Raw genomic sequence first — 10,050 nt, 5'->3', positions numbered from 1 at the left:
TTTGAGTCCACGGCGGCCGGCACGCTCACCTGGCTGCCCAACGTCGGTGACACGGTGGACCGGGGCCATGCCCTGCTGCGCGCCGATGAGCAGCCGGTCGTGCTGCTCATCGGCGACCTGCCCATGTACCGCCCGCTCGCGCTCGACACGGTCGGCAACGATGTCAGGCAGTTCGAGACCAACCTACAGGCACTCGGGTACACCGGCTTCACGGTCGACCAGCGGTACACCGCCGAGACCGCGGCCGCGGTCAAGCGCTGGCAGCGGGACCTGGGCCGGCCGCAGACCGGCACGGTGGACGTCGCCGCGGTCATCTACCTGCCCGGACCGGTCCGGGTCGCCAGCCGGGTGGCCCGGCTCGGCGCGGCCTCGACCGGCCAGCTGCTCACCTACACCGGCACGACCAAGGTGGTGACCGCCCAGGTCCCGGCGCAGAACACGGCGTGGGCGGTCAAGGGCGCCACCGTGGACATCGTGCCGCCGGCCGGGGCTGCCGTACCCGGCGTGGTGGCGGACATCAGCACGCAGGTGAGCACCCAGCCCAGCGGCGACGATGTGAACGCCCCGGCCGGCGGCGGTGCCCAGCAGGCCACCGTGGCGGTCACTGTCACCATCGCGAACCAGGACGCGCTCAACGGGCTGGACCGGGCGCCGGTGAAGGTGCGGCGTGTGCTGGAGCGGCGGGAGAACGTGCTGACGGTACCGGTCATCGCGGTGCTCGCGCCGATCGAGGGAGGGTATGCCCTGGAGATCGTCGACGGCGGCCACAGCCGGGTGCTGCCGGTGCGGACCGGGCTGTTCGCGGACGGCCAGGTGGAGGTCAGCGGCGCTGGCATCGACGCCGGTATGACGGTGAAGGTAGCGGCGTGAACCCGGCTGCGGTGGTCCGGATGCGCGATGTGTCCAAGATGTACCCGGGCGGGGTCGCCGCGCTCCGCAACGTCGATCTGACTATTCACAGCGGGGAGATGGTGGCCGTCGTCGGCCGGTCCGGTTCCGGGAAGTCGACGATGCTCCATATCATGGGTACCCTCGACCGGCCGTCCAGCGGCAGCGTGTACCTGGACGGACACGATGTGGCGGCCCTGCCCGACCGCCGGCTGTCCGCACTGCGGGCGCGCCGCATCGGCTTCGTCTTCCAGAACTTCCACCTCGCCGACGGTGTGCCGTGCCTGGACAACGTGGCGGACGGGCTGCTCTACGCCGGCGTCCCGATCCGCGAGCGTCGCCGGCGTGCCGAGACGGCGCTGGACCGCGTCGGGCTCGGCCACCGGCTCCGGCACCGGCCGCACGAGCTCTCCGGCGGTGAGCGGCAGCGGGTCGCTATCGCCCGCGCCGTGGTCGGTGCCCCCGCGCTGCTGCTGACGGACGAGCCGACCGGCAACCTGGACACCGGCTCAGGCGCCGCTGTGCTGGACATCCTGTATGAACTTCACACGGCCGGCACCACCGTCGTGGTCATCACCCACGACCGGGAGATCGCTGACCGGCTGCCACGCCAGGTGCGCCTTCGTGACGGGCAGGTGGTCTGATGGCCGGCGCCCTGCCCGCCGCCACCCGCCTCGGCCTGGCCGACACGCTCCGGGCCGGTTCCGCCGGCCTGCGTTCCCGCCCGCTGCGGGTGGGGCTCGCGACCCTGGGCATCTCGCTCGGGATCGCGGCGCTGGTCGCGGTCCTCGGCGTCTCGTCGTCCAGCCGCGCTGATCTGGACCGTCGGCTGGACCAGCTCGGCACCAACCTGCTCACCGTCGTGCCCGGCCAGACCGTGCTGGGGGAAGGAGCCGAGCTGCCGGCCGAGTCGGTGCGGATGACGGCCCGGATAGCCCCGGTGTATTCGGTGTCGGCGACCGGGCGGATCAACGCCTCGGTCTACCGCAACGACCACATCGACGTGGGCGACACCGGCGCCATCGCGGTGCTGGCCGCCCAGCCGGGACTGCTGGGCACAGTCGGCGGCGGTGTCGCCGAGGGGCGCTGGTTCAGCCGCGCGACCTCGATCCTCCCCGCTGTCGTCCTCGGCGCCCGAGCCGCGCGGGAACTCCAGGTCCACCTGCCCGGCACCCGGGTCTGGCTGGGCGGCCAGTGGTTCGGCCTGGCCGGCGTGCTCGAGCCCGTCCCGCTCGCCCCCGAACTGGACAACGCGGCCCTGGTTGGATGGACCGCCGCGCAGACGGCTCTCGGCTTCAACGGCCACCCCACGACGCTCTACACCCGATCGGCGGCGCCCGAGGTGGAGGCTGTCCGTTCGGTGCTGCCAGCCACCGTGAACCCGCAAAGCCCGTACGAGGTCCGGGTCTCCCGTCCCTCCGAGGCGCTTGCCGCCCAGCGCGTCACCCACCGCACGCTCGACGGTCTCCTCCTCGGGCTCGGCGCGGTAGCCCTCGTGGTCGGCGGGGTCGGCGTGGCCAACACCATGGTCATTTCCGTCCTGGAGCGGCGTGGTGAGATCGGCCTGCGTCGGGCCCTCGGTGCCACCCGGGGACAAATCCGCCTGCAGTTCCTCATGGAATCGCTGCTGTTGGCCGGCCTCGGCGGCGTCGGTGGTGTGATCATTGGTGTGCTCGCCACGGGCGGGTACGCGCTCACGCAGCACTGGCCGGTGGTCATTCCGCTGGCCGCCTGGCTAGGTGGCGTGCTTGTCACGCTGCCGGTCGGCGCGGTCGCGGGTCTCTATCCCGCCATCCGCGCCGCCCGCCTCACTCCGGTCGCCGCGCTGACCACGCCATGACAGGAGCTTTTTCGGTTGATCCTCCGGTTGGTCCGGGCGGGTGCCCGGCCGGGAGCGCCGCCGGGCTGCCCACGGCCCGTCGCATCGCCGCGACGGCGCCCGGACACCGGCTCCGCGCCCTGGCGGGACCCATACCGGTTGACGCCGGCGATCACTGCGCAAGGATGCTGTTCCGTGCGGATCGGATTCCTTGTTGAACAGATGCTGGCACCGGTGCCGGGTGGGACCGGGCGGTACTCGGCGGAACTCGCCGCCGCGCTCGCCCGGACAGCGCGGCCGGGTGACGTGGTCATCAGCTGGTGCGCCTGGCGGGGCAGCCTCGAAGCGGACAGCGCGGCCGTGCCGGGTGTGGTCGGTCCCATCCGGTTACCGCTGCCCCGGCGGGGGCTTGCCGCCGCCTGGCCGCGCGGCCACGGGCCGGCACCGAGCGGCGTGGGCGTGGTGCACGCCCCGACGCTGCTCGTCCCGCCCCGGCGGGACGGGGTGGGGCTCGTGGTCACGATCCACGACGCGGTGCCGTGGACCCATCCGCACACCCTGACCCCGCACGGGGCGCGGTGGCACCGGCAGATGGGTGAGCGCGCGGCTCGCCGGGCCGACGCCGTGATCGTGCCGACCAGGGCCGTCGCCGCCGACCTCCAGCTACATCTGGCGATCCCGGACGACCGGCTGCACGTCATCGGCGAGGGGGTGGCCGACGCGGTCAGGACCGTCCCGGCGGACGCGGACGCTCGCGCGGCCCGGCTCGGTCTGCCCACCGGCGGGTATCTGCTCACCCTGGCCACCCTCGAGCCGCGCAAGGGCCTGGACACCGCGCTGGCCGCGCTGGCCGAGCCCACCGCGCCCGGCCTGCCGCTGGTACACGTCGGTTCACCGGGCTGGGGCGGGCTGGACCTGCGGGCCGAAGCCCAGCGGGCGGGCCTCGACAGCGGCCGGGTGCACCCGCTTGGGCGCCTTGACGACCCCGACCTTGCCGTCGTCCTGTCGCGGGCCACGGCGCTGCTCGCGCCCAGCCGGTCGGAGGGGTTCGGGCTGCCGGTCCTCGAGGCGATGGCCCATGGCGTCCCCGCGGTCGTCTCCGACATACCCGCCTTCGCGGAGATCGGTGGGGACGCCGTGGTCACCGTGCCGGTGGCGGACCCGGCGGCGCTCGCCCAAGCGACCGCCGCCGTGGTCGCGGACGACGGCCTGCGGCGTGGGCTGGCTGTGGCCGGACGGGCGAGAGCAGCCGCTTTTAGTTGGAATGGGGCGGCAGAGACCGTCTGGTCCCTCTACCGTCAACTTACCGACTCCCGGGCCTTGACCACCAAGGATCGGGGGCCGGCGTAGTCTTGCCAGCGGGCCGAAGATGGCGCAATCGTGGATCTTCCAGCGTTGTCGGTGGCCCTAAGGAACCTAGTAGGCCAAAGACCGTGCGGGCGTGATCTTTCGTGCGGCTGGAGGCCCTGAGGGAGCTAGCGGTGAGAAACATGCCGCCAGTCGGAAGGAGCGCCGTGTCTCCCCGGGTGCTCGTCGACGCAACCGCGGTTCCAGCCGATCGCGGCGGCGTCGGTCGCTATGTCGACGGGCTGGTGGCTGCCCTGGACGCGGCAGGCGCCGACCTGGCTCTCGTCTGCCAACGGTCCGACTATGAACGGTACGGCCGGTTGGCCCCGCACACGGACGTGGTGCCGGGGCCGGCCGCGATCGCCCACCGGCCGGCCCGTCTCGCCTGGGAGCAGACCGGCCTGCCGCTGGTCGCCCACCAGGTGGGGGCGCAGGTCATCCATTCGCCGCATTACACTATGCCACTGCGTACTTCCCAGCCCGTGTGCGTGACCATCCATGACGTCACCTTCTTCACGGAGGCGGAGATGCACACCGCCGTGAAGGGGACATTCTTCCGCTCGGCGATGCGCACGGCCGTCCGCAAGGCCAAGAGAATCATCGTTCCGTCCAAGGCCACCCGGGACGAGCTCATCCGGGTCCTGGACAGTGACTCGACGGCGACGGACGTCGCCTACCACGGTGTGGACACATCGACCTTCCATCCGCCCACGGAGGAGGACAAGCGCCGCGTCCGCCTCCGGCTCGGCCTGGCTGACAGCCGGTATGTCGCTTTCCTCGGCATGCTCGAGCCCCGCAAGAACGTGCCGAACCTGATCCGCGGCTGGGCCGAGGCTGTCCACGGGCGTGCGGACGCGCCCGCGCTGGTGCTTGCCGGCGGCTCGGGCTGGGACGACGACGTGGATGCCGCGGTCGCTTCGGTGCCGTCCCACCTGAAGGTCATCCGGCCGGGCTACCTGCGTTTCTCCGACCTCCCCGGCTACCTGGGCGGGGCGTTGCTGGTCGCCTACCCGTCCCATGGGGAGGGTTTCGGGCTGCCCGTGCTGGAGGCCATGGCCTGCGGCGCGCCGGTACTGACGACTCCGCGGCTCTCCCTGCCCGAGGTGGGCGGCGACGCGGTCGCCTACACGCAGCCGGACATCGACTCGATCGCCCACGAGATGGGCGCGTTGCTCGACGACGCCCAGCGGCGCGGGGCGCTGGCGCGGGCCGGGCTCGCCCGCGCCAGGGAGTTCACCTGGGCGGCGAGCGCCGAGACGCATCTGGCGAGCTACGCGCGGGCAGCCGCTGACACCTGACCAGGCGGCCCTGGCCGGCCGGCCGGCCAGGGCCCGCACAGCCTGCCCCGATGCCCGACCCCGATGCCTGGCCCGGGAACGCCGATGGCATCCTGGCCCGAGCGGAACGTTCTCACATACACAGGGTGGGCGGGCGGGGATGATGAAGGCGGGCTGGTGAACGTGCGGGACGCGGCAGCTTCGGCACGTTCACACGATCAGCGGGGCGAGCGGCCGGAGCCTGCCGCCACCGAACCGGAGATTCGTGTCGTGGTCGTGGGCTACCACTCCGGTGAGGTGCTCGGTCCGTTCATGGACTCCCTGACCAAGGCCACGGCAAGGTCCTACGAGGTGGTTGTCGTGGACAACTCGCCGGTGCTGGATGAGGGCACGGCCAGGGTGGCCGAGCGCGGCGAGGTCCGGCTGGTGCGCGCTGGGAGCAACCTCGGGTACGGCAGCGCGGCCAACCGGGGTGCGGCCGGTGCCGGTGCGCCGTGGCTGGTGGTGGCCAACGCCGACATCGCGTTCACGCCTGGATCGCTCGATGAGCTTCTGGACGCGTCGGGCCGCTGGCCGGGAGCGGGGGCCTTCGGTCCGGCGATCACGAACCCGGGAGGTGTGCTCTACCCGTCCGCCCGCGAGCTTCCCTCGCTGGGGCGCGGGATCGGCCACGCCCTGCTCGGCTGGTGCTGGCCGGCGAACCCGTGGACGACGGCCTACCGCCGGGACCGGGCCACCCCGGTCGAGACGACCGCCGGCTGGCTGTCGGGGTCGTGCCAGCTGCTGCGGCGGCAGGCGTTCGAGGCGGTCGACGGCTTCGACGAGGCGTACTTCATGTTCATGGAGGATGTGGATCTGGGCCGCCGCCTCGGCCTGCTCGGCTGGCAGCTGGTCTACGTCCCCACCGCCGTCGTCGAGCATCTGGGCGGTCATTCCACGAAGCGCACCTCGCGACGGATGGTGATCGCGCATCATCGCAGCATGCTCCGCTACCTGTCCCGGCAGTACCCGTCGCGGCGTTACCTGCCGTTGCGGCTCGCTATCGGGGTGGGCCTGGGGCTGCGGCTGCTCCTCGCGCTCGCGCTCGCGGACGACAGCGCGGGAGCCCGGGTGACCCGGTCCGCTGCCGAGCTGCCGGCCAGCCGCCGCCCCAGCGCGGGCCACTGAGAGCGCGGACGGCTGAGAGCGCGGCCGAGAACGACCGCGAGGATCGGGCGGGCCGCCGTCCGCTGGGGACTGGCAGGGGGACGCTGACAGGCCGCCGTGCTGTGGATCACTGTCGCGGGATCAGCTCGCTCAGCCGGCCGGCCACGACGGAGATCATGGCGCTGGACAGACGCGGCGCCGCGGCCACATCGTCGACGACGGCGCGGACCCGGTCGGCCCGTGCCCCGGTCGCGATTCTGTCGATGGCCGCGTCCAGGTCGAACTCGGGCGTGGCCATGGCCGCCTCGGTCAGCGCCGACCGGGCACGGGCGACGTCCGCCCGCAGGGTCGCCGCGGCGATGTGCTCCCAGTACGACTGGCCCGGCAGCTGCGCGCCCCGGCCGATGAGGTGCGCGAGGCCCAGGCGTCCCAGGCCGAGCCGTGTCCCGATGGCCGTGTAGGCGTGCAGCACGTCACTTGGTTCCAGGTCGTTGCGCAGGGCGATGTCGACGATGTCGAGCGCCGGGCTCATCGCGTCGAGCCACGCGACGCGCTCGGCGAGGCGCGCGGGCAGGCCACGCTCGTAGAGCTGTTCGGCCAGCCGCAGGATGCCGGCCAGCTCCTGATCGGACCCGGCCGTGGCGAGCACCGATGGCAGGGCCGCCGTCACCTCCCGCATCCCGTCGGCGTATCGGGTGATCTCCGCCGCGATGTCCAGCGGCGACCGGCGGGCCCGCAGCAGCCACAGCGCGGATTCCTCCTGGACGAAGTGGCAGTGCAGCAGCGCCTCGGCGGTGGGATCGGTGGAGCCCACGGCCGGGCGTGCCCGGCTGCCGCCGTCTCCGAGGCAGTGGGTGTCCATGGCCGCCCAGATGTCGGTCAGGCCGAGCAGCTCCCGGGTGATGACGAAGGCCCGGGTGCCCTGGACGGTGTCCGCGCCGGTCAGTTCACGCAGCCGGTGGAGGAAGCCTGCGCCGACCCGGTCGATGACCGAGTTGGCGAGCTGGGAGGCTATGATCTCCCGCCGCAGAGGGTGCCGGCCGAAGTGCTCCCGCAGCAGCTCCCGCAGTGACGCCGGCAGGTAGGTGTCCAGGGTGGGCCCGCCGACCGGCTCGTCGGGCAGGCTCGACGCCAGCAGCGACCGGGCGACCATCCGCTTGGCGTAGGCGTGCAGGACGGCGATCTCCGGTCGGGTGTAGGTGCGTCCCGCCGCAAGCCGGGCGTCGAGCTCCTCGGCGTCTGGCAGGCTCTCCACATCCGGGTCGATCTCGCCGGTCTCCACCAGATGGCTGATGAACCGCGACAGCCCGTCCGCCATGGACATGGCATGCCGTTCGGCCGCGCTCAGCGCCAGGGCCTGGCGGGCGGAGTCGGTCAGGACCGCTCGCGTGACGTCACCGGTGGCCGACACCAGCAGCCGCTCGCGATCGGCCCGGTCGATCGCTCCCTTGTTGATGGCCAGGTCAAGGCCAATCTTGATGTTGACCTCCCGATCGGAGCAGTTCACTCCGGCGGAGTTGTCCACGAAGTCGGTGTTGCAGCGTCCGCCGTGCATGGTGAACTCGACCCGGGCGGCGTCGGTGAGGCCGAGGTTCCCGCCCTCGGCCACGACCCGGGCGCGCAGCTCGGTCGCGTTGACTCGCATCCCGTCCCGGGCCTTGTCCCCGACCGCGCCGTGTTCCTGCGTGCTTGCCTTGACCCAGGTGCCGACACCGCCGTTCCACAGCAGGTCGACCGGTGCCCGCAGCACCGCCCGGACCAGGGCGTCGGCGGGCAGCGCGTCGTCGCCGACCCCCAGCAGCTCCCGTACCTGTTCGGTCAGCGCGATCTGTTTGGCCGACAGCGCGAACACGCCACCGCCGGCCGACAGCACCGACCGGTCGTAGTCGTCCCAGCTGCTCCCGGGCAGCGCCGCGAGGCGTTCGCGCTCGGTGAATGAGCGGGCCGGGTCGGGGGCGGGGTCCAGAAATATGTGTCGATGATCGAACGCGGCGACCAGCCGGATGTAGCGGGAGAGGAGCATGCCGTTACCGAAGACGTCCCCGGACATGTCACCGATGCCGACGACGGTGAGCGGTTCGCGGTCGGCGTCCACGCCCAGCTCGGCGAAGTGACGGCGGACGGATTCCCAGGCACCCCGGGCGGTGATGCCCAGCGCCTTGTGGTCGTACCCGCTGCGGCCACCCGAGGCGAAGGCGTCGCCGAGCCAGTAGCCGCTCGACGCCGCCACCTCGTTGGCGAGGTCGGAGAAGCGTGCGGTGCCCTTGTCCGCCGCGACCACCAGGTAGCTGTCCGGCTCGTCCCGGCTGACCAGGCCAGGCCTGCGGACGGTGACACCGCCGACCCGGTCGTCCACGAGCGCCAACAGCGCCCGCATGAACTCCGCGTAACAGGACCTGGCCAGCGCGGCCAGCTCGTGGGGGTCCGCCGGTGGACGCCGCAGGACGAAGCCGCCCTTGGCGCCGTCCGGCACGATGATGGCGTTCTTGACCCGCTGGGACTTCATCAGGCCGAGAATCTCGGTGCGCAGGTCCTCCTGGCGGTCGGACCACCGGATGCCGCCCCGGGCCAGCCGCGCCCCGCGAAGATGCAGCGCGTCGAACCGCCCGGAACTGACGAAGGTCTCCGCCTCGGGGACCGGCGGCGGCAGCCAGGGCAGCCCCGCTGACATGATCTTGATGGCGAGCGTGTCCGGCGCGTCCACCGTGAGTGCCTCGGGCTCGGGACGGCGGCCGGAGCCGGGAGACGCCGCCGGTGGGTAGAACGTCGTCCGCACAACCGCGAGGACGAGGTCGCGCAGCCGGCGCAGGACTGTGTCGTCGTTGATGCTGGTCACCCACGCCAGCGCGGCCTCCAGCCGGGCGTGCAGCCGGCTGCCGTGCGCGGGGCTTGCCCGCAGCGGGTCCAGCCGGGCATGGAACAGCGCGACGAGATCGTGCGCGTAGGACGGGTGGGCGGTCAGGATCCGGTGGGCGTAGCGGGTGCCCAACGACGTCCCGGCGAGGCGCAGGTAACGGAACATGGCCCGCAGCAACGCCACCTCCCGGGCGGTGAGGCCAGCGGTGAGGACGAGCGCGTCGAGGCTGTCGCTGTCGATGTCCCCGCGCGCGAGGCCCGCCAGGATGCCGCGCAGGCCGTCCATCTGCTTGATGGCGGCATCGGCGAGCTCCGGTGTGGTGCGCACGTGGTATTCGTCGAGGCTGGCTGTGCCGCCAAGCGGGTCCGGTTGCTTCGGCAGGCTGCGATGGGTTGTCGCGCGCAGGCCGAGGTTGGTCAGCACCGGTATGACGTCGGCTATGGGCGGCCCGTCGCCGTGCCAGGCGAGCCACACCGTGAGCGTGGCGGGACCGCTGCCGTCGGTGCGGGCGGCGGCGAAGCCCGGTTCTCTGCCGTCGGCAAGCGCGGCCATGGCCGTCTCGGCGCCCGGCCGGACGTTGCTGGAGGAGACCCGATAGTCGGCGGGCCACTGGCGCACCACGTCTTCAGCATCGCCAGTGCGGCCCGTCCGCGCATTCCGGCGGGCCGTCCGGGCTGGTGAGCGGGTGTCCGCGACCCGACGTCACCGCAGTGCCC

The 10,050-nt window shown here is 72.6% G+C and carries 7 protein-coding genes; 6 read left to right on the top strand and 1 reads right to left on the bottom strand.

Annotation, left to right across the window (positions count from 1 at the left end; genetic code table 11):
* The 6 genes from MJ777_RS06205 to MJ777_RS06180 form a co-directional block, all read left to right on the top strand.
* On the top strand, positions 1 to 870 hold an 870-nt coding region (locus MJ777_RS06205; protein ID WP_239374015.1), incomplete at its 5' end, for a peptidoglycan-binding protein.
* A 20-nt stretch (positions 871 to 890) separates the two neighbouring features.
* The gene (locus tag MJ777_RS06200; RefSeq protein ID WP_255720375.1) at positions 891 to 1,532 is read left to right on the top strand and encodes an ABC transporter ATP-binding protein; all 642 of its coding nucleotides are present in this window, start codon (positions 891 to 893) and stop codon (positions 1,530 to 1,532) included.
* Positions 1,532 to 2,728 carry an ABC transporter permease gene (locus MJ777_RS06195; protein WP_239374012.1) on the top strand — a complete coding sequence of 399 codons (1,197 nt, stop codon included), beginning with the start codon at positions 1,532 to 1,534 and terminating at the stop codon, positions 2,726 to 2,728. The genes MJ777_RS06200 and MJ777_RS06195 overlap by 1 nt, the downstream gene beginning before the upstream one ends.
* Before the next feature lie 174 nt (positions 2,729 to 2,902).
* A complete protein-coding gene (locus MJ777_RS06190; RefSeq protein WP_239374009.1) occupies positions 2,903 to 4,057 on the top strand; it encodes a glycosyltransferase family 1 protein in 1,155 nt (384 codons plus the stop codon).
* A 164-nt stretch (positions 4,058 to 4,221) separates the two neighbouring features.
* Entirely contained in the window at positions 4,222 to 5,352 is a 1,131-nt protein-coding gene (locus MJ777_RS06185) for a glycosyltransferase family 1 protein (RefSeq protein ID WP_239312062.1), read from the top strand.
* A gap of 240 nt (positions 5,353 to 5,592) precedes the next feature.
* Positions 5,593 to 6,498 (top strand): glycosyltransferase family 2 protein, encoded by a 906-nt coding sequence (locus tag MJ777_RS06180; RefSeq protein WP_239374018.1) that lies wholly within the window; start codon positions 5,593 to 5,595, stop codon positions 6,496 to 6,498.
* A 106-nt stretch (positions 6,499 to 6,604) separates the two neighbouring features.
* Here the strand turns inward: MJ777_RS06180 and MJ777_RS06175 are convergent, their stop codons facing one another.
* On the bottom strand, positions 6,605 to 9,955 hold the full coding sequence (locus tag MJ777_RS06175; RefSeq protein WP_239373991.1) for an NAD-glutamate dehydrogenase domain-containing protein: 3,351 nt from the start codon (positions 9,953 to 9,955) through the stop codon (positions 6,605 to 6,607).
* Positions 9,956 to 10,050: the final 95 nt, after the last annotated feature.

Source organism: Protofrankia sp. Cj5 (genome assembly GCF_917627405.1).
In the GTDB taxonomy this organism is placed as follows: domain Bacteria; phylum Actinomycetota; class Actinomycetes; order Frankiales; family Frankiaceae; genus Protofrankia.
Note: the sequence above shows the minus strand (reverse complement) of the source record. Positions and strands in the feature narration are given on the sequence as shown.

Bases quoted from the DNA above. Each gene is read 5' to 3' on its own strand.
- MJ777_RS06195 (WP_239374012.1), top strand. From the start codon at position 1,532: ATGGCCGGCGCCCTGCCCGCCGCCACCCGCCTCGGCCTGGCCGACACG.
- MJ777_RS06200 (WP_255720375.1), top strand. From the start codon at position 891: ATGCGCGATGTGTCCAAGATGTACCCGGGCGGGGTCGCCGCGCTCCGC.